The organism is Megasphaera elsdenii DSM 20460 (assembly GCF_003010495.1).
Taxonomy (GTDB): Bacteria; Bacillota; Negativicutes; order Veillonellales; family Megasphaeraceae; genus Megasphaera; species Megasphaera elsdenii.
The window spans coordinates 686,880-705,940 of the sequence record NZ_CP027570.1; the positions used below are offsets into that span (position 1 = coordinate 686,880).

A 19,061-nucleotide genomic window follows, 5' to 3' on the forward strand; every position below is an offset into this window, starting at 1 on the left:
GATGTCTAAATCATTGCTATCGGCAGCAGAAAAAAACGAAATTTTTTCACATCAGCGCGATAACGGTCCCTTCAGCGCCCTGGCCCTGGAAACGGCCTGCCTGAACTACCTGGACCGGTTGAACCGCATCTTCCGCGATCCCCTGGCAGCTGCAGCGGACCGCCGGGCAGCCCTCAAAAAGGGGATGGCCCTGGAACAAAAGCTTTTCGACTATATCCGCCACGAAACGCCGATCAGCTATTTTGACAGCGATTTCCGCAATCAGACGAAACAATATATCCGCATGCGGGAAATCTACGTCGACGCCGTGAATTTCACCTTCAAGCGCCATCGCTTCCGCTTCGTCCTGGACTTATTGCGCCTGTACAGCGAAGACCCGTGCCAGATCCTGCCGGAACGGGATATCTTCAAGGAAAAATGGGAACAGGTCCTGCTCTACGACTACCTGCTCCTCGACATGGGCCAGAAGAACACCGAGGACATCGGCCGCGAAGCCGTATCCAACGGATATCATGAATGTGACTATACCCTGGAAATCGAAGAAGTGTGGAAACAGCCCATGAAAGCCGTTCCCCGCTCCCATTTCCGTTACGTCAAAGCGGCCCTGCCCTACAGTCAGGGCGCCCGGGCCATCACCACGTGGATGAAAGACCATGCTAACGACCTTGCCCCGGCCCTGTGGGTCGTCGATACGAAGGCCATCGAAGCCTTGAGAAAGGGCCCGGACCTCATCGTCACCGACGAAGATATCGCGATTATTGAAAAAACGTTTTGAAAAAAAGGGCTTGTCGTCGTGCGACAAGCCCTTTTTATCGCAGGGATGCGTCCTCGCCTTACATGACGCGTTTGGCACCGATGTAGCGGGCAGACCAGTAGTTGCTGTCCATATCGGAGATGCTGACGCCATCACTGGCGGCATTGATGAACTGGTGGTTGCCGATATAGATGCCGACGTGGGAAATTCCCGATTCATAAGTAGAGAAGAAGACCAGGTCGCCAGGCTGTAAATTGGCCATGGAAACGGAATAACCTACGCCATACTGTTCATCGGCGCCGCGCGGCAAGTCAATACCGGCCGCCGAATAGACGTAACGCGTAAAGCCCGAGCAGTCAAAGCCGGATGGCGTAGAACCACCAAAGACGTAAGGTACACCGATATATTGGTTGGCAATATCGAGAATATGCGTCGCTTCCGGGCTTTCGACCCGGGATACCCCGTTATAACCGCCACTGCCGAAACGGCGGATCGGTCCGGTCGGCAAGGACTGCCCCGTCAGGGAATAGAACGTCTCTTGACCGACGATGCCGTCTGGTTCCAGTCCATGGTCCACCTGATAAGAGCGGATAGCCCGTTCCGTACCGGGTCCAAAAGCCCCGTCTACGGCAACGTCATAGCCATTGTTAGCCAAAGCCTGCTGGACGAGCGTGATTTCATTTTGCGACGTCGCTGCCGGCATCGCTGCCGAAGCGCCGGCCTGGACCGTATGGTTTTCCGGCATCGCTTCTCCCATCAAGGCTTCGTATGTCGCAGCTCCGACGATGCCATCTGCTTCCAATCCCTGTGCTTCCTGGAATTGGCGGACTGCAGCCTGCGTCGAAGCGCCGTAATCGCCATCGACGGAAATATCATAGCCATAATTGGCTAAGGCCTGCTGAATCGTCGTGATTTGATTTCCCTTGTCACCGGGATGAAAAGTAGCACCGGCAAAAGATATAGAAGTCATCAGACACAAGCCCAGCATAACAGCTATCTTCTTTGTCGTATCCATGAAATACCCCTTTCACAAAATCGTAATATATTATTTTATTATATCATTTTTTCGACTGTATTTGTAGGGTATGGGGCCATTGTCATACAAAGGCTTCTGCCATCATACGAGATTTCTTTCACTCAAAAAGGCGCTGTCTTCATGCGACAGCGCCTTTTTTTACATACGTAATATTAGAATTTGCCAGCTTTAGCAGCGCCTTCTACGGCGACAGCTACGGCTACGGATGCACCAACCATGGGGTTGTTGCCCATGCCGAGGAAGCCCATCATTTCTACGTGAGCCGGTACGGACGAAGAGCCAGCGAACTGAGCATCGCTGTGCATACGGCCCATGGTATCGGTCATGCCGTAAGAAGCAGGGCCGGCAGCCATATTATCCGGATGGAGTGTACGGCCTGTGCCGCCGCCGGATGCAACGGAGAAGTATTTCTTGCCCATTTCGATGCATTCTTTCTTATATGTACCTGCAACGGGGTGCTGGAAACGGGTCGGGTTGGTGGAGTTCCCCGTAATGGAAACGTCGACGCCTTCGTGGTGCATGATAGCGACGCCTTCGCGGACATCGTCGGCACCGAAGCAGCGAACGTTAGCCCGTTCGCTCTTGGAGTAGGGGATTTCACGGACAATGTTCAATTCGCCCGTTTTGTAATCGAACTGGGTCTGAACATAGGTGAAGCCGTTGATACGGGAAATGATCTGGGCAGCGTCTTTGCCGAGACCATTGAGGATGACGCGGAGAGGCACTTTACGAGCCTTGTTGGCATTGCGGACGATGCCGATAGCGCCTTCAGCAGCGGCGAAGGATTCGTGACCTGCCAGGAAGCAGAAGCATTTCGTTTCGTCCTGCAAGAGCATAGCTGCCAGGTTGCCGTGGCCGCGGCCGACTTTGCGGTCTTCAGCGACGGAGCCGGGAATGCAGAAGGACTGGAGGCCGATGCCGATGGCTTTAGCCGCTTCTACAGCCGTCCGTGCATTGGTCTTGATAGCGATGGCAGCGCCAACGGTGTAGGCCCAGCCAGCATTTTCAAATGCAATCGGCTGTACGTCTTTGACGATTTTATAGGGATCCAGGCCGGCAGCTGCACAGATATCGCGACATTCTTCAACGCTGCCGATACCGTATTCTTTCAGTACGCCGAGGATCTTATCAATTCTTCTGTCGTAGCTTTCAAATAATTCCATGGTTTTGCCCTCCTATTGCTGTCTCGGATCGATATACGAAGCTGCTTCTTCAAAGCGGCCATAGTGGCCTTTTGCGTCTTCCATAGCTTTGGCCGGTTCGACGCCCTTCTTGATGGCTTCCATCATTTTGCCGAGGTGGATGAATTCATAGCCGATGACCTGGTTATCTTCATCGAGTGCCATGCGGGTAACATAGCCTTCGGTCATTTCCAGATACCGCGTGCCTTTCGCTTTCGTACCGAACATGGTACCGGTCTGGCTGCGCAGGCCTTTGCCGAGGTCGTCCAGGCTGGCGCCGATGGGGAGGCCGCCTTCGGAGAAGGCTGTCTGGGTACGGCCGTATACAATCTGGAGGAAGAGCTGGCGCATAGCCACGTTGATAGCATCGCAGACCAAGTCTGTATTGAGGGCTTCAAGAAGCGTTTTGCCCGGAAGGATTTCCGAAGCCATAGCAGCAGAATGAGTCATGCCGGAACAGCCGATGGTTTCAACGAGGGCTTCTTCAATGATGCCGTCTTTGACATTGAGTGTCAATTTGCAGGCACCCTGCTGCGGAGCACACCAGCCTACGCCATGGGTCAAGCCGCTGACATCTTTGATTTCCTTTACCTGTACCCATTCGCCTTCTTCCGGAATCGGGGCCGGTCCGTGATATGCGCCTTTCGTGACGGGACACATATTCTTAACTTCTGTTGAATATAACATGTTCTCTTCACCCTTTCAAAATGTATGAGAAATAAAAAGCAGCACGTATAAGACTCAGTCCTTCAACTGGTCGTATATCTGTGTGAATAAAGCGCGATACATGCTGCCTTTGCGCCACAAGAATGAAAATGCGTGCATGACGGAGAAATCCTTGACGACGATGCGTCGCAGCGTCCCGTCTGCCAGTTCTTTCTGAACTGATGTTTCATATAAAAATGCAATACCGCAGTCACGGCAGGCCAGTCCTTTGACGGCCGACAGGCTGCCCACTTCATAGCGGGCCGGGAAATGGTCCAGTGTGTAGCCCTGTTCTGCCAGCTTATGTTCCAAGATCCGGCGGGCGCCGGCATGGCGTTCGCGGACGATGATCCGATAGCGCATGAGTTCTGACAGCGTCATTTCTTCCGGAGCTTCATAGCCCGTACCGCAGACAGCGACAATCGGTTCATTAGAAAATAAGAGCGATTCATAGCGTCCCTGGTCAAAAGAACTTTCGACAATGGCAAAATCAATGGCGCCATCGTCCAGGGACTGGAGCAGCTTTTCCGCATCCGCAATTTCCATGCGAAGATTCATATCGTCATTATGCTTGAGCAAGTCAGCCAATTTATCGAGAATCCCCACGCCAGCTGTCGGCGTCGCCCCAAAGGTCAGGGAGCGATTGTGCTGCAGGTCGCGAAGATGCTCTTTTAAGATGGCATCGTCATGACTGATGGCAGTCACGGCATTCCAAAGGATGTGCCCAGCCTGGGTCAATTGCAGATGTTTTCCCTTATAACTGAAAAGCTTGGTCCCGTATTCGCGTTCCAAGTAGCGAATATGCTGAGAAACGGCAGGCTGTGTGATGTGAAGTTCCGCAGCAGCCCGGGTATAATTCATGTGACGGCAAACGCACAAAAATGTATGGATACGAAAATCTAACATAGCACCCTTCCCTTTCTTTGCGTTTTCCATAAGATAATTTTATGATATTTCAAAATTTTTATCAAGAAAAAAGTGGGCATTTTTCGTATACGTATGGGACGTCTTTGCTCCCAGTATAGTTTTACCCCTGCCTTCATGATATAATAGGACAAACGATTAACCTATTTTACGATAAGGAAGGATGGATTCTCATGAAAAAAATGACGACGCTCTGTGCGTCCCTGCTCCTGGCCCTGGGCTGCCTGACAGCCAACGCCATGGATTCCCAGACCCTGGTCAGCAACCCCGGCCGTTACCGCGTCATCAGCACCAGTCCGGACGGCATCGCCTATGCCGATATGGATTCCCTCCGGGCCATGCAGACCATGGACTATCCCAACAGCATCGAAAACATGAGCTTTACGTTGTATGTCGAAAAATATGCCGGCATCCGCGATGACCTAATCTTCCAGCTTGGCCAGGAAATCCACCAAATCAACGAATACAAAGCGGCCCTGCACGCCAACAAGCGCGAGGGGACATATGACTTGAACGCTGACCTGACAAATGTCTATCATACCGACGGAACGGCGTACTCTGTCAAAATCGACACGGTCCAGTTCCAGAACATCCGCGACATGTACACGGCCCTGCACCACTTCGCCGCCCTCATGCCGCAGAAGAATTAGTGGTTCGTGGCTAGTGGCTCGTAGTGGCTCTCCTTATAGGAGAGCTGTCAGCGAAGCTGACTGAGAGGTTGCTCTATCAACGTAGTTTGTAGAAAAGGCTAACCACTTAAAAGGACTTGTTGCACGCGACAAGTCCTTTTTGAGTTTCCTCCGGCCCGCAGCTATTGTATAATAGAGGCAAGTGAATCTTTATTATATAAAACGAAAGGGACCTGACATGACGAACGAAAAATATATGAATATGATCCGCAACAATCCCTATGTAATCGACCGCATCGAAAACCCGACGGAAGAAATGCAGCTCCTGGCTGTCCAGATGAACGGCCTGGCCCTGCAATACATCAAACATCCGTCAGAAGCGGTCCAGAAAGCCGCCGTCGCCAATACGGCCCGGGCCATCCAATTCATCGACCATCCGTCGGAAGACATGCTCCTGCAAGCGGTCCGCGCTGGCTGGAACAACCTGAGTTATATCGAAAATCCGTCACCGGAACTCATCGACGCCGCCCTGGACCAGTCGGGCTGGGCCATCAAATACGTCAAAGACCCGGACGAAGCCCTGCAGCTGCGGGCTGTAGAAAAGAATTACGACGCCATCAAATACATCAAGCATCCGACACCGGCCGTCCAGCTGGCCGCCATCCGCGGCAACTACGAAGCCCTGCGCTACATCGAAAAGCCGACGGAAGAAGCAAAAGAACTGGCCATCAGCGAAAACGAACAGGCCATCCGCCTCATCCCGAATATCAGCAAAGAGGAATTTCTCCACTATCTCAGCCGCAACGTCCTGGTCAGCAAATACATGCCCAAGGGCATTTCCCTGACCCCTGACGATTGGCGCAATACCTTCAAGGCCGTCTTGTCCCGGGACGATGTACCGGAAGACTATGTCCGCAACTTCATCACCTGCAACGCCGTCGATCTGACACCGGCCGATAAAGTCCTCCTCGTCGACGATTGCGGCAGCAAGAAGGCCCGCCGTATTACAGTAGATGAAAAATTGACGTTGAAATAGGAGAGAAACCATGAACTTTACAGATACTTTCAAAAGCGTAGAATTAGTCCTCAAAGCCGGTGAAGTCCCACTTCTCGTCGGCGAAACGGGCATCGGCAAGACCTCCCTGGCCCGGGAACTGGCTGCCAAGAATGACTGGAGCCTGGTCGGCATCGACGGCAACCTCCTCAAAGAAGGGGAAATCGGCGGCCTGCCTACGGTCGAAGCGGGCACGACGATTTATGCCGTCCACCACAAGCTCCGCAAAATCGACGAAGAAATCGCCAAGGGCCGGACAGTCCTCTTGTTCATCGACGAAATCAACCGCTGCGACCACGCCGTCCAGCAGGAACTGATGAACCTCATCCTCAACCGTGAAATCAACGGCTACGTCTTGTCGCCGTCGGTCCATATCATCGCCGCCATGAACCCGGCCGATTCCTATGACTACGAAGTCGTTGAAATGGATGCAGCCCAGCAGAACCGCTTCGTCTGGCTGTACATGGAAGCCGATTACCTGCAGTGGCTCGATTGGGCCTCGACGGCAGGCATTGAAGAAAAGGTCATGGAATTTATTTCCACCTTCCCGGAATACCTGGACAAGACCAACGAAGACGACATCAATGCCACGCCGCGCAGTTACGAACGCATTTCCAAACTGTACCACATCTATAAACAGGACCCGTCGGCCATCCCGCAGGGCGTCTTCTACAACGTCATCCGCGGCAACGTCGGCAAGCTCATCGCTCAGGAATTCGTCCATTTCGTCACGTCCGACGCCCAGCCCCTCATCGCTTATGACGATGTCTTCGGCAGTCCATCCCTGGATCCGACCCTGTCCAGCCGGGTCAACAGTGAAAGCCACACCCGGCTCTACCTGGCTGCCAAGAACATCCTCAAGCAGCTGGAACATGCCATCCGCCTCGATGACAGCGAAGCTCAGCCGCTCCTTTCCCGCCTGGTCGCCTTCCTGGCGCTCTATCCCGTCGATCTGCGCCTCGGCGTCATGAAGGACATGAAAGCCGCCAACCCCAAAGTCTATGCCTGCGCTCTGGATAACGACGACTTCATCGACAGCTACTTCGCAGCTTTCCGGTCCCTTCGGTAAACGCCTATGGAACAATCACTGCCCATTGCGGCTAACCTCCTCTATCAGCAGGCATCTATCGTCGCCGACGCCGTCCTCGCCGAGCAGCGCCGGACTGGCAGCGTCCCGGATGTGCCGGCCGATTTCCAAAAGAAATTCTACACCTTCCTGGACCGCATCAACGGCCACCTCATGGAAGACAAAGACAATTTCTTCGGCTATTTTCTCTTCCAAATGGTCAAGGAAATCCGCTTTGACATGGCCTCGCCGACAGGGACCAACTTCAAGGGGACGCGGTACCACCTCTATTTCAATCCCATGCTGTTCCTGCCCCTGTCGCCGGAACAGATGGAGAGCACGATTAAGCATGAAATCCTCCACGTCGTCTCCCTCCACCTCATCCGGTCCAAAGAACTCCGGCAGCAATACAGCAAAATGGCCGTCAACCTGGCCATGGACGTCGTCGTCAACACCTATCTCGACCACCTGCCGCCCTTCTCGACGACCCTGGAATGGGTGAACATGAACTATTCCCTGCTCCTGAATCCCTTTGAAAGCCTGGAATATTACGTCGATAAGATTCAAGGCGCCCTGGACTTGCGGACCGACAAAAAAGACCTGCCCGAATCGGACAGCGACTCCGACGAATCCATTGCCGTATCCTACGACCCGGCTAAGACCCACGACTTATGGGACGAAGGCGATGATATCGACGAAGAGACGCTGCGCAAATTCACGGAAAAATACATCGACGCTTCGTGCAAGGGCGAGCTGTCGAATTATCTGGAAAGCATGATCAAAGCCTTGAAAGACAGTCAGGAAGACCTGCCCTGGCATTGGTACTTGAAAAAGCTCGTCGGCTCCGTCACCAGCACCTGGAAGCGGACGACCATGCGCCGCAACCGCCGCCAGCCGGAACGGCTGGACCTGCCGGGCTGCCTGCGCTCCCATACGGCCAAAATCCTCATCGGCCTGGACATCAGCGGCAGTATCACCGATGCCGAATTTCGTCAGGCCATCGGCGAAGTCCTGCACCTGGTCCGCTGCTATAACCATGAAATCATCGTCGCCGAATGTGACGACGAAATACGCCGCACCTACCGCATCCGCACCATGGACGACGTCCGCGGCCGCCTGGACATCCGCGGCGGCACGGCCTATTCCCCGGTCTTCACCTACGCCAATACCCAGCGCGTCGACCTCGTCGTTTACTTCACCGACGGCAAAGGCGAAGAAAAACTCCAGACACCGCCCAAAGGCTACAAAGTCCTCTGGGTTCTCTCGGGTAAGGGAGACAAACTCTCTCTGAAGAAGCCCTTCGGCCTGGTCAAACGACTGACCAAGCTCCCGGAATACGACCCGTCCCTCGACTTCGACGACGTAGAAAAAGGCGGCTTCTCCATGAATCACCAGGAAGACATCAGTATGCCGTGAATAAAAGATAAAAAGGCGCTGTCACAGGAAGACAGCGTCTTTTTTGAGTGGTTAGTGGTTAGTAGCTCGTGGTTCGTGGCTCGTAAAGGCCTGCCATTATACCCGAATGGGCCGTGGTAAAATCTCACAGCGGGCCGCCTTCCAGGACGGCCCCTACGTATACGGCCGCTGGCCGTGTATTTTTTGCGACCGGCGACCGGCCGCCTGCGTTTATTTTTTCATCGCCTGTATGCGATTCCGTAGGGGACGCCTGTTAAGGCGTCCAGCCTCTGCTGTCCGTTTTGGCAACCGTCTTGCGCCTTCCGCTGGTCGGCACCTGCCGGGCCAAAAAGGCCGCGTGAATCCTGTGAATGAACGGAATTTATGACAGATGTCACATGGTCGTAATACAATCAATGAGTCTGTTGCGGCGAAACGCCGCATCCGTAGGGGCCGCCCAGATTTTTTCTGGTCTGTCCAGTACAGGATAGTCCCCGGACGGACAGTTGCAGCGGGCGGCCCGCTACGCGCTGAGGGGTTCCCGAAGTGTCGTTGTCACTTTGAGTCTGTCGCGGTGCAGCCGCATCTGAGTCCGAAAAAAAAAGCCGTAAACTTTAGAAATGGAAGTCCATCTGGGTGCGGACGAGGGTCCGTTTATTATCTGAATTGGAAATCTGTTCCTGTTTCGAGTAGAGCGTTTCCCATTCGATGTTCTTCCAAGGCACGTATTTATACCCCAAAATCCAGCCTTTACTGCCGGCACTGCCATTGTAAAACAAGGAACTCCATTCGTCGTCACCGGCGATGGTGCCATTGGTTCCGTAACGATACCAGCGGGCATAGGCCTGCCATGTTCCCGGTTTCTGGAGATCCGTATTGCCATAGTTCAGGCGCAAGAACGTACTGTTGTCCTGGTAGTCAGCGTTGGTCTGGACATAGTCAGCCAGGAAGCGTACTTTCTTGGAAAGGTCGAACCAGCCACTGAGAACGTAAGCTTTATCGTAATCGACCGTTTCTTCACCCCATGATTCCAGATGACTCGTATTCTTTTCGTAAACATCGCCTTTATGCTTGGAATTCAAGGCATAGGCTACGTTGATGCCGGCCCGCGGTCCGATATTCCCCCACGTACCAAGGCCATACCAGCTTTCATGGTTGCCGGCCCCTGTCGAAGCAAACCAGAAGCCGCTGGCAGTCAGACTGGTCCCTTTGATGGGGACGCCGAGCTGGAAGCCATCGGATTCCGTGCCGAAGAGGACGTTCTGCTGACCTAAGCCGCGCCAGGCACGGCCGATGTTGATCCAGGCGCCGGTCTTCGGATCCGTCCCTTCGACCCAGATACGCTGGATATCGCCATCATGACCAGACCAGCGTTTGGCCCGGCCCTTATCTTTGCCGTCAGTCGCCCATGACCCCGACTCGTTTTCATGGTCATGACCGCCGTTGTAAAAGGAGTTCTTTTCTAACTGGAATTTGGCCTTCCAATTATCGTTGACTTTATAGGAACCGTTCAAGCTCATATAGAAGCGGTCATTGTCCTTATATAAATCACTGTTGTTCTGTACATTGTTGCTATATTTATCGTGGTCATACTGGACGCGGATAAAGCCGCTCAATTCCATCTTGCCAGCGATACCGTTTTTCAGCGAATCGATATCCTTGGTATTCTGCTCGATCTGCTTGGTGTTCTTGGCGACTTGCTGCTGCAGGACGTTGATTTCGTCGGCGTATTCTGCGTGCAGTTTTTCCAGGACCGTCTTATCGCCGAAGTTGCCGCCGCCTTTTTGCATGGCTTTGGCGACGATACTGGCGACTTCGTAACGGGTCATGGTACGGCCACCTTCAAAGGTGCTGTTGCCCATGCCTTCGATGACACCTTCTTTAGCCAGGTAGTCCAAGGCTTCATAAGACCAGTGGTCTTTGGGGACATCGGAGAAACTGTCGGCCGATGCCGCCAGAGCCGCGCCCGACATGCCCAGGCTCAGGGCCAGCAGGACGGCAAAGCCTTTCTTGTTGAATTCCATCATAAGGACCTCTTTTCTATAAATTATCTTCCAGCATGGCCCCTACGCTGTCATAGACTTTGCGTGCCTGTTCCTGGATGGCCGGACGGGCCGTGGCGACGGTGTAGCCGTTATAGCCCAGAATCATGGGCAGGTCGTTGATTTCGTCGCCAATGGCCAGGATGTCCGCACCGTCCCAGCCAAAGAGGGAGAGCGTGTGGGCAATGGCCTGTTGTTTACTGATATCGGAGGGAATGATGTCGACGGCGCAGCGGTTGGGATAAGCGTGGACAACGTCGCCGAAATGGGCATTGACCTGTTCGCTGGCCGCCAGGGCATCGTCAGGATTAGTGAAGCCCAGGGAATACTGGTGGATTGTCTGAGGCAGGTGTTCAATGTCGTCTTCCGTCACCGGTACGATGGGATAATCCCATTCTTTCGCTTCCCGCCAGACCCAGGTACCCGGCAGATCATGGCAGAGGTAGGTCCGGTCCTGCGAGGAAAAGGAAAAATGGAAGGACTTACGGACCCGTTCCAGTTTGCTGACGGCCTTGAGGACAGCCGGCTCGATGCGGGCTTCCCAGAGGACGCGTTCCTGGTCATCGCTGATGAGACCGCCATTATTGCAGGCCAGGTAGTCGTATTCGACGCCATAATGCTTGAGCTGGGGCATGAGCATGCCGTGGTCCCGGCCGGATACGACGCCGAATTTATGGCCTGCAGCCCGCCATTTGCGGATGGCTTCGGCATCACGGGCCGTAATGATATCGTCGCGGAACAAGGTCCCGTCATAATCGCTGGCAGCAACTTTTAACATAGTACTCCTCCTCATAACCGATAGACGACGGCTTCCGCCGGGCGCAGTCTGCCGGCTTCCGGGGCGCCATAGCTGCCCAGAAGGACCGTTGCGCCGTCCGTAAGGGACGCGTCATACTCGATGGTTTCGTTGGTAAAATTGACCAGCGTCAATGTCGCCTGGTCGTCTAAAATGCGCTTAAAAGCGTAAATGCGTTCGTCATCAGCCAGCAATTCTTCGTAGCGCCCTTGCTGCAATATGGCCGCCGCTTCCCCGTTGAAGCGTTCTGCCTGTATGCGGCGATAGTACTGGAGAACCGAATCGGCATCGGCTTCTTCCCCTTCGGCACAGCACTGCGGGTAATCGTCATGGACCGGGAGCCACGGTGTCCCCGTCGTAAAACCGGCCTGGGGAGCCGTCGTCCACTGCATAGGCGTCCGGGCATTGTCGCGGCTGTGGGCCTGGACGAGACGCAGGGCCTCTGCCGGCGCAAAGCCTTCGTCCAAAGCCAGCTGATACTGGCCGTGCGTCGAAATATCATTGTAGTCTTCGATGCGGGCAAAGGCCGTATTGGCCATGCCCAGTTCCTGCCCTTCATAGATGAAAGGCGTACCGCGCAGGGTAAACAAGATGGTCGCCATGGCCTTGGCCGCCTTCTGCTTATCCGTCCCTTCGGGGAAATAGCGGTTGACACAACGTATCTGGTCGTGGTTCTCGAAGAAAATGGGATACCAGCCGTTGGCTGCCGTCGCCTGCTGGCTGTCGGACAGGGCCTTCTTGAGCTTGGTCAGGGGCCACGTTTCGGCCCGGTACCAGACTTCATCATCGGGAAATTCCAGATTCGTATGGCTGAACTCGAAGAGCATACTGAAGGCCCCGTCCTTGCCGACCCAGCGGGGCAGGTCGGCCGGCGTGACGCCATTGGCTTCGGCGACGGTGAAGATATCGTGGCCGTCGAAGACGTTGCGGCGAAATTCGTGGAGAAAATCGAGGATGCCCGGCGTATTGGCAATCATCTTGTGGATAGACGACAGGCCATCGGCGCCGTCGACCGGGCCGTCGGCCAAGACGGCCGGTTTCTTGATGTAGACGATGGCATCGATGCGGAAGCCGCCGACGCCTTTATCGATCCAGAAATTGGCCGCATCATAGAGGGCCTGGCGGACGGCCGGATTCTCCCAATTCAAATCGGGCTGTTCGACGGCGAAGGTGTGCAGGTAATACTGCTGCCGTTCTTCGCACCACGTCCAGGCCGGGCCGCCGAAGATAGAGCGCCAGTTCGTCGGCGCCGAACCGTCCTCTTTGGCATCGCGCCAGATGTACCAGTCGGCCTTGTCGTTAGTGCGGCTGCGTTTCGATTCCTGGAACCAGGCGTGCCGGTCCGACGTATGGTTATAGACCAGGTCCATGACGATGCGGATATCCCGCTTCTTCCCTTCGGCAATGAGGGTATCCATATCAGCCATCGTGCCATAGCGCGGGTCGATGGCCGTATAGTCGCTGATGTCATAGCCGTTGTCGACCATAGGCGACGGGTAGACCGGCGTCAGCCAGATGGCGCCGACGCCGAGTTTCCGGAGATAATCCAGGTGACGCGTCACGCCGGGAATATCGCCTTCGCCGCTGCCCGTCGTGTCCTGGAAGCTGCGGGGGTAAATCTGATAGACAGCCGTCTGCTGCCACCATTTCAAGGTATCCATAAAAACCTCCTAGAAAATGACAATCGGTGTTTCGCCGGCGACGACAGGCTGGTCCGCTTCTTTCTTCATCTGCGGATATTCTGTCGAGTTGGTGACGGCCATGATGACGATATCGTCATAACCGGCTTTGGCAATGGCATCGCGGTCGAAGCGGATCAAGGGGTCGCCAGCTTTGACCTGGGCGTCCTGCTGAGTCAGCAGGGTGAAACCTTCACCATTCATGTTGACCGTATCCAGGCCGATATGGATGAGGACTTCGGCGCCGTTGCTCAGTTCCAGACCAATAGCGTGGAGCGAGCTTTCCATGATCATAGAAACGGTCGCATCAGCCGGTGCAACGACGGTGTCGCTCGACGGTTTGATAGCCACGCCGTCACCCATCATCTTCTGGGAGAAGGCATCGTCCGGCACTTCGCTGATATCGACGAGGTCGCCGGAAACGAAGGCTTTCAGCTTCATGGAACGGTCGTCTTCATCGACGGAAACGACGGCTTCAGCAGCCGGAGCGGCCGTTTTTTCTGCCGGGGCTTCTTTCGTTTCCGGAACTGTACTTTCTGCGACTGCCGGCATTTCCCCTTTCATGAGGGCATCGAAGTGGCCGCGGACATTGGGGACGGACAAGCCGACGATGACCTGGATGGCATGACCGTTCTTGACCAGACCGAAGGCACCGGCATTGGTGAACTTGCTGGTCGCAGCGACTTTATCCGGGTCGTTGACCGTGACGCGCAGGCGGGTCGCACAGTTAGTGACTTCGCGGATGTTGTCCGGGCCGCCGAGGCAGTCGAGGAAGACCTGCGCTTTCAGGGCATCGGCGCCGCCGGCAATGCCTTTCTTTTCCATTTCTTTCTTGGCTTTATATTCCGCTTTGGTGAACAATTTATCTTCGCCGCCATCGTCGGTACGGCCCGGCGTAGGCAAATCGAAGTGAAGGATGAGGAAGCGGAAGACGACGAAGTAAATAGCCGTGAATCCGAGGCCGATGGCAATCTGTAAAATGTACGTCCAGGCATGATAGCGGAACAAGGGAATCCAGTTCTGGACGAAGCAGTCGATGAGGCCGCCGCCGAAGTTGCCCGACAGGCCGATGAAATAGAGCGTCGCCGACAAGGTAGCCGCTAAGACGGCATGGACGACATAGAGGATCGGGGCGACGAACAAGAAGGTAAATTCAATCGGTTCGGTAATGCCGCAGAGGACGGCTGTAATCGTAGCCGGAATGAGCAGGGTAGCGACTTTCTTGCGCTTTTCCGGTTTGGCACAATAGTACATGGCCAGGGCTGCGCCAGGCAGGCCGAAGACTTTGGCACTGCCGTGAAGGGCAAAGCCGCCTTGGGGGAACAGGTCCCGCAGGGAATGAGCACTGGTGGCGAAGTCATTGAGGTGCTGCAGCCAGTACGCCTGGATGCCACCGTCGCAGACAGCCGGGCCGTAGATGAAGGGCAGATAGATGAAGTGGTGCAGACCGGCCGGCAAGAGGATGCGTTCCGAGAAGGTGTACGCCCAGACGCCGAAGATGCCGCTGGTCTTGAGGAAGAACTGGAACTGTTCGATGCCGTGCTGGATGGGCGGCCAGATGTAGCAGAAGAGGAGCGCCATGGGCAGCATGACCAGGAAACCGACAGCGACGACGAAGGCCGGGCCCTTGAAGATGCCGAGCCAGTCCGGGATTTCTGTATCATAAAAACGGTTATGCAAGTACGCCGAGATGCAGGCGATGAAGATAGCGCCGAGCATGCCCATGTCCAGGGTCTTGATGTTGGCAATCATGGCCAGTCCCGTACCGGCACCGGCGTCCTGACTGTAATCGACGCCGAAGTAACTGCCGTGCAGGGTCAGGATACCGGCGATGAAATAGTTGAAGACCATGTAGATGACGAAGCCTTCCATGGCGCAGCGGGCCTGTTCCTTCTTGGCAAAGCCAATGGGAACGGCGATGGCAAAGAGGATCGGCATCTGATTGAAGACCGTCCAGGCCCCCTGCTGGACGACGTACCAGAAATCGTACCAGAGAGTCCCTTTTTCTGCCAGGCTGCCGAAGAGACCCGTGTTGCTGAAGATGATCGACAAGGCGACGGTCAGCCCGAAGAAGGCGAATAAGATGACCGGTGTGTACATAGCGCCGCCAAAACGCTGCAATTCCTGCATCACACGGTCTTTGTTGAATGACATATGCAATTCCTCCCGTTTGTGAAACAAAGTACATAAGATTATCGTTAGTAACAGGATATACAAAAAACGCCGCGAATACAATAGATTCGCGGCGTTCTGGCACGTGGCCCCCGGCCTGTAACCTGGTACATTTCCTGTACTTTAGTACAGCCTATCGGGAAGCCTCTTTTCCTTGTTTTAAGTGGTGCAGATACATACAATATTTCACATACCAGATTTCAGCCAGGATGAAGTAGGGCATCATGGACTGGAAAGCGACGTGGTCATCCTCCTTATCATAGAGCTGGAACCGGGCCGGTGAAACGTAAAAATTGACCGTCGACAACGACGCCAGGGTATTGTCATGCAAGCGGGTAATGGAAATAAAGGGAATATCCCGTAATTTCAAAGCCTGGGCCAATTCCTTGACAGCCGGCGATTCGCCGGAAAAGGAAACGATGATGAATAAGTCGTCTTTGGTCATGGTCCGGATGAGATTGCGAAATTCTTCCCGCGCCGGCACGTCGTAGAGCATGACATTGTCGTAGAAAAACAGGCGTTTCAATTCCTGGACGACATTATTCTGGACGTAGCCTGACGCATAGGTAAAAATCCGGTTGGCCTCATGGACGAGGGCACTGGCATTATCGAAGTTGCGGCTGCAGAGCTTGTCCACGGTCTGCTCATAGAAGCGATGGAGTTCATCCATGACATTCGCATCATAGCAGGACCCTTCCGGTTCTTCCCGCTTGAGGAGCATCTTAAATTCGCCAAAGCCGTCGAGGTCCAGTTTCTGGGCAAAGCGGACGATCGTCGTCGTCGAAACGTGACAGGCCTTGGCCAGCTCATGAATCGAGCTGTGGCGGACGGCAGCGCGGTGCTGCAAAATGTACTTCCAGATTCCCATATCCGTATTGTTGAGTTTCTGGCGATGGGCGTTGATGAGTTCGGCAAGTTGCATGGCTGGTTCCCCCTTCACGAAACAGGCCCCGGCGGAAAACTCCGCAGGGGCCGGGCTATAGTTTCATTATAAGGAATCCCGGGAGGAACGTCAAGCCGGTAGGGGGCTGTGTACAGAAAAAGGCGGCCCATCATGCAGGGCCTTTTTCAAAGTTTGTAGCACGAAAGCGCCGCAGCGATGGCGGCTCCTACGGACGCACCGTTGCTGTTGGGGGCTACATGGATGCGGGTATTTTCAGTCGGTGCCATGCAGAAGATGCAGATAGCATCTTCGATGAGGGACGGCACCCCTTTGATCTTTTCGACCAGGCTGCCTTCGATGGCGATGGACTGTTCCGTAACCCCCTTCCCCTGAGCCAGGTGGCTGAGGATCCCGAAGCTGGCCGCCCCGATGAGCCGGGCTGCCCGGGCAAAGACAGCCCGAACCAGGGCACAGAGCCATTCTTGTTCTTCCTCACTGACGGCAAATCCCAGGATAGCTTCGGCCGTCTTCTGACCGGAAATGAGTTCGTTCATATCGCGCGTCGTGAACTCAGGAATCGCCTTTTTAAGGTATTCACCAAAGACGGCACGGCAGACTTCGCTCAAATACCGGCCGCCAATCATCTTTTCAAAGGGATGGTCTCCAGGCTGCTGGGACGCTTCATCGACGAGGCGGTCCCAGACTGTCGCCGGGGCGCCATCGAAGCCGGCCGCTTCCAGGTTGACGATCATCTGCAGGGCCGGTTCATAATAACACATGTTGAAACCCGTGCCGCAGACGATGCCGATATGCGACGGGTTATGCTGATAAACAGAAGATAACAGGGTCGCCGTCGTATCGTTGAGCAGGGCCACCGGTTCGATGCGGTCCAGGCCGGCCCGGACCAGGGCTTCTTTCAGCAGGCCGTTGATGGGCTTGCCAGCGACGCCGGGAACGGCGATTTCCTTAGACCAGGCGATGAGACGGGCATCCTTAGCTGACGTCTGGTCAACAGCAAAAGAAAAGGTAAAGCCCAATTTATAGTCCTGATTGCCATCAGCCGCTTCTTTGACGATGGCGGCGATGAAATCGAAGAGTTCTTCTGCCGTCGTCGATGAACAGGTATAGTCATAGTCGGCACATTTCAAGGGTTTGGCCACCTTACGTTCTACGACAAAGCCCTGTTCTCCCATAAGGCGGATGCGCGAAGCCCGGACATTGGTACCGCCGAAATCCAGGGCTAAGAACGTCCCCATTTCCCGTCCCGTCGGCAAGCCCAGATAGGTGCGCAGGGCAGAAAGGGAACTCGACTTCCCGGCCAAGGCGTCTTCAGCGTCCTTCCGGAAGTGCTGTGCTAGTTCCCGCAGTTCCGCGCCGGATAGCTGCAAAGCCTGTCTCATTGATTCCCAATTTTTTATCGTGTCTGCCATAATTATCGGCCTCCTGTCTGTACGCAAAAACATCTATACTCCCATGATAATGAAAAAAGCCCGTAAAGACAATGCCTTTACAGACTTTCGGTTCCGCGACACGACAATGGATGGTAGTACAAAATATGGATATTGGTACAGGCGCTGCGCGCAAAAAGAGGATATCGCATTAAGCAAAAACCGAAAAACCGCATAATGCGACATCCTCTTTTTTGAGTTTGAAGTTGAAAGTTTGATGTTTGATGTGGATGGTTTTAAATTTAAAGCTATCGCATCAAACCTCATACATCAAACCTCAAACTAATATAAATAAAAAGGAACCGTGCACGATGGTAAAAACCTTCATGCTCCAGTTCCTTGAATAGAGTTTGGTGGGCGATAACAGGATCGAACTGCTGACATCCTGCTTGTAAGGCAGGCGCTCTCCCAGCTGAGCTAATCGCCCAAGTGGTGACCCCTACGGGATTTGAACCCATGTTCTCGCCGTGAAAGGGCGATGTCTTAGACCGCTTGACCAAGGGGCCACGTAATGTGGAATGTGGTGATCCACCCGAGATTCGAACTCGGGACACCCTGATTAAAAGTCAGGTGCTCTGCCAACTGAGCTAGTGGATCATAATGGCAGGGGTAGTAGGATTCGAACCTACGGATGACGGAGTCAGAGTCCGTTGCCTTACCGCTTGGCGACACCCCTGTATGGCTCCTCAAGTAGGACTCGAACCTACGACAAATCGGTTAACAGCCGATTGCTCTACCAACTGAGCTATTGAGGAATAAATGGAGCGGAAAACGAGACTCGAACTCGCGACCCCCACCTTGGCAAGGTGATGCTCTACCACTGAGCTACTTCCGCATGTATGCTGTCTGTTTCAGAAGACTTGATTATAATACCAAATCCACAGTATTTTGTCAAGAGATTTTTTACATTTTTTTAAGTTTGATGTGAGAAGTTTGATGTTTGATGTAGATGGGTTTAAATATATGCCTACCACATCAAACTTCAAACTTAAAACATCAATCATTCTATGATTTTTGCCTTGAAAACCAGGGCTACGTCGGCATCGGAGCAGCAGAATTCGGCTTCGCCTTCGGGCTGGCCCGGAAGCTGGCCGCCATAGCGCAAGATATCGACATAAGGAAAGGCACAGTGCAGAGCCATGGGGCAGATTTTTCCCCGGTCCGTATCATAATCAAACGTCTCCCCGATGTGATGGCCGCGATGGCAGCCCATAGTCCCCAGTTTTCCAATAATCGTGAGCTGGATAGCTGGTCGTTTCCCTCGTGACATGGTGTTCTCCTTTATGGACAAGTAAGC

16 protein-coding genes and 6 tRNA genes are annotated in these 19,061 nt (G+C 54.2%); 5 read left to right on the top strand and 17 right to left on the bottom strand.

What is annotated here, in order from left to right; genetic code table 11:
- The first annotated feature begins 1 nt into the window (after position 1).
- Complete coding sequence (locus C6362_RS03265; RefSeq protein ID WP_014015338.1) at positions 2-775, top strand: hypothetical protein; 774 nt, start codon at positions 2-4, stop codon at positions 773-775.
- A 58-nt stretch (positions 776-833) separates the two neighbouring features.
- Here the strand turns inward: C6362_RS03265 and C6362_RS03270 are convergent, their stop codons facing one another.
- From C6362_RS03270 to C6362_RS03285, 4 genes are all read right to left on the bottom strand, one after another.
- Positions 834-1,724, bottom strand: a complete 891-nt coding sequence (locus C6362_RS03270) for a C40 family peptidase (protein WP_232501476.1) — start codon at positions 1,722-1,724, stop codon at positions 834-836.
- A gap of 218 nt (positions 1,725-1,942) precedes the next feature.
- A complete protein-coding gene (locus C6362_RS03275; RefSeq protein ID WP_014015340.1) occupies positions 1,943-2,953 on the bottom strand; it encodes a GGGtGRT protein in 1,011 nt (336 codons plus the stop codon).
- Between the two features lie 12 nt (positions 2,954-2,965).
- Complete coding sequence (locus C6362_RS03280) at positions 2,966-3,658, bottom strand: iron-sulfur cluster assembly scaffold protein (RefSeq protein ID WP_014015341.1); 693 nt, start codon at positions 3,656-3,658, stop codon at positions 2,966-2,968.
- 54 nt (positions 3,659-3,712) lie between these two features.
- Positions 3,713-4,582, bottom strand: coding sequence for a LysR family transcriptional regulator (locus C6362_RS03285; RefSeq protein WP_014015342.1), 870 nt, complete (start codon positions 4,580-4,582; stop codon positions 3,713-3,715).
- A gap of 191 nt (positions 4,583-4,773) precedes the next feature.
- Between C6362_RS03285 and C6362_RS03290 the strand changes: the two genes are divergently transcribed.
- The 4 genes from C6362_RS03290 to C6362_RS03305 all read left to right on the top strand — a co-directional run bounded on the left by C6362_RS03290 (position 4,774) and on the right by C6362_RS03305 (position 8,765).
- Complete coding sequence (locus C6362_RS03290; RefSeq protein WP_014015343.1) at positions 4,774-5,250, top strand: hypothetical protein; 477 nt, start codon at positions 4,774-4,776, stop codon at positions 5,248-5,250.
- A gap of 217 nt (positions 5,251-5,467) precedes the next feature.
- Complete coding sequence (locus C6362_RS03295; RefSeq protein WP_014015344.1) at positions 5,468-6,265, top strand: hypothetical protein; 798 nt, start codon at positions 5,468-5,470, stop codon at positions 6,263-6,265.
- Between the two features lie 10 nt (positions 6,266-6,275).
- The gene (locus C6362_RS03300) at positions 6,276-7,352 is read left to right on the top strand and encodes an ATP-binding protein (protein ID WP_014015345.1); all 1,077 of its coding nucleotides are present in this window, start codon (positions 6,276-6,278) and stop codon (positions 7,350-7,352) included.
- A 6-nt stretch (positions 7,353-7,358) separates the two neighbouring features.
- Complete coding sequence (locus C6362_RS03305) at positions 7,359-8,765, top strand: vWA domain-containing protein (protein ID WP_014015346.1); 1,407 nt, start codon at positions 7,359-7,361, stop codon at positions 8,763-8,765.
- 593 nt (positions 8,766-9,358) lie between these two features.
- On the opposite strand, the gene C6362_RS03310 is transcribed toward C6362_RS03305, so the two are convergent.
- The 13 genes from C6362_RS03310 to C6362_RS03370 all read right to left on the bottom strand — a co-directional run bounded on the left by C6362_RS03310 (position 9,359) and on the right by C6362_RS03370 (position 19,034).
- A complete protein-coding gene (locus C6362_RS03310) occupies positions 9,359-10,771 on the bottom strand; it encodes an S-layer homology domain-containing protein (RefSeq protein WP_014015347.1) in 1,413 nt (470 codons plus the stop codon).
- A gap of 13 nt (positions 10,772-10,784) precedes the next feature.
- A complete protein-coding gene (locus tag C6362_RS03315; protein WP_014015348.1) occupies positions 10,785-11,564 on the bottom strand; it encodes an HAD-IIB family hydrolase in 780 nt (259 codons plus the stop codon).
- Positions 11,565-11,575: 11 nt separating this feature from the next.
- Entirely contained in the window at positions 11,576-13,243 is a 1,668-nt protein-coding gene (locus C6362_RS03320; protein ID WP_014015349.1) for a glycoside hydrolase family 13 protein, read from the bottom strand.
- A gap of 9 nt (positions 13,244-13,252) precedes the next feature.
- On the bottom strand, positions 13,253-15,415 hold the full coding sequence (locus C6362_RS03325; RefSeq protein ID WP_014015350.1) for an alpha-glucoside-specific PTS transporter subunit IIBC: 2,163 nt from the start codon (positions 15,413-15,415) through the stop codon (positions 13,253-13,255).
- 151 nt (positions 15,416-15,566) lie between these two features.
- Positions 15,567-16,355, bottom strand: coding sequence for a MurR/RpiR family transcriptional regulator (locus tag C6362_RS03330; protein ID WP_014015351.1), 789 nt, complete (start codon positions 16,353-16,355; stop codon positions 15,567-15,569).
- 146 nt (positions 16,356-16,501) lie between these two features.
- Positions 16,502-17,746: a hexokinase family protein gene (locus C6362_RS03335; protein ID WP_014015352.1), complete on the bottom strand. Its 1,245-nt coding sequence runs from the start codon at positions 17,744-17,746 to the stop codon at positions 16,502-16,504.
- Positions 17,747-18,115: 369 nt separating this feature from the next.
- Positions 18,116-18,191 (bottom strand) — tRNA-Val (locus C6362_RS03340).
- 3 nt (positions 18,192-18,194) lie between these two features.
- Positions 18,195-18,270, bottom strand: a tRNA-Glu gene (locus C6362_RS03345).
- 15 nt (positions 18,271-18,285) lie between these two features.
- Positions 18,286-18,361, bottom strand: a tRNA-Lys gene (locus tag C6362_RS03350).
- Positions 18,362-18,365: 4 nt separating this feature from the next.
- Positions 18,366-18,440 (bottom strand) — tRNA-Gln (locus C6362_RS03355).
- Between the two features lie 3 nt (positions 18,441-18,443).
- A tRNA-Asn gene (locus C6362_RS03360) sits at positions 18,444-18,519 on the bottom strand.
- A 5-nt stretch (positions 18,520-18,524) separates the two neighbouring features.
- A tRNA-Gly gene (locus C6362_RS03365) sits at positions 18,525-18,599 on the bottom strand.
- A gap of 165 nt (positions 18,600-18,764) precedes the next feature.
- Positions 18,765-19,034: a TIGR04076 family protein gene (locus tag C6362_RS03370; protein WP_014015353.1), complete on the bottom strand. Its 270-nt coding sequence runs from the start codon at positions 19,032-19,034 to the stop codon at positions 18,765-18,767.
- Positions 19,035-19,061 lie beyond the last annotated feature (27 nt).

Coding starts and splice junctions, on each gene's coding strand:
- C6362_RS03280 (WP_014015341.1), bottom strand. CDS start 3,658: ATGTTATATTCAACAGAAGTTAAGAATATGTGTCCCGTCACGAAAGGC.
- C6362_RS03300 (WP_014015345.1), top strand. CDS start 6,276: ATGAACTTTACAGATACTTTCAAAAGCGTAGAATTAGTCCTCAAAGCC.
- C6362_RS03270 (WP_232501476.1), bottom strand. CDS start 1,724: ATGACTTCTATATCTTTTGCCGGTGCTACTTTTCATCCCGGTGACAAG.
- C6362_RS03295 (WP_014015344.1), top strand. CDS start 5,468: ATGACGAACGAAAAATATATGAATATGATCCGCAACAATCCCTATGTA.
- C6362_RS03285 (WP_014015342.1), bottom strand. CDS start 4,582: ATGTTAGATTTTCGTATCCATACATTTTTGTGCGTTTGCCGTCACATG.
- C6362_RS03320 (WP_014015349.1), bottom strand. CDS start 13,243: ATGGATACCTTGAAATGGTGGCAGCAGACGGCTGTCTATCAGATTTAC.
- C6362_RS03290 (WP_014015343.1), top strand. CDS start 4,774: ATGAAAAAAATGACGACGCTCTGTGCGTCCCTGCTCCTGGCCCTGGGC.
- C6362_RS03370 (WP_014015353.1), bottom strand. CDS start 19,034: ATGTCACGAGGGAAACGACCAGCTATCCAGCTCACGATTATTGGAAAA.
- C6362_RS03335 (WP_014015352.1), bottom strand. CDS start 17,746: ATGGCAGACACGATAAAAAATTGGGAATCAATGAGACAGGCTTTGCAG.
- C6362_RS03265 (WP_014015338.1), top strand. CDS start 2: ATGTCTAAATCATTGCTATCGGCAGCAGAAAAAAACGAAATTTTTTCA.
- C6362_RS03275 (WP_014015340.1), bottom strand. CDS start 2,953: ATGGAATTATTTGAAAGCTACGACAGAAGAATTGATAAGATCCTCGGC.
- C6362_RS03325 (WP_014015350.1), bottom strand. CDS start 15,415: ATGTCATTCAACAAAGACCGTGTGATGCAGGAATTGCAGCGTTTTGGC.
- C6362_RS03305 (WP_014015346.1), top strand. CDS start 7,359: ATGGAACAATCACTGCCCATTGCGGCTAACCTCCTCTATCAGCAGGCA.
- C6362_RS03315 (WP_014015348.1), bottom strand. CDS start 11,564: ATGTTAAAAGTTGCTGCCAGCGATTATGACGGGACCTTGTTCCGCGAC.
- C6362_RS03330 (WP_014015351.1), bottom strand. CDS start 16,355: ATGCAACTTGCCGAACTCATCAACGCCCATCGCCAGAAACTCAACAAT.
- C6362_RS03310 (WP_014015347.1), bottom strand. CDS start 10,771: ATGATGGAATTCAACAAGAAAGGCTTTGCCGTCCTGCTGGCCCTGAGC.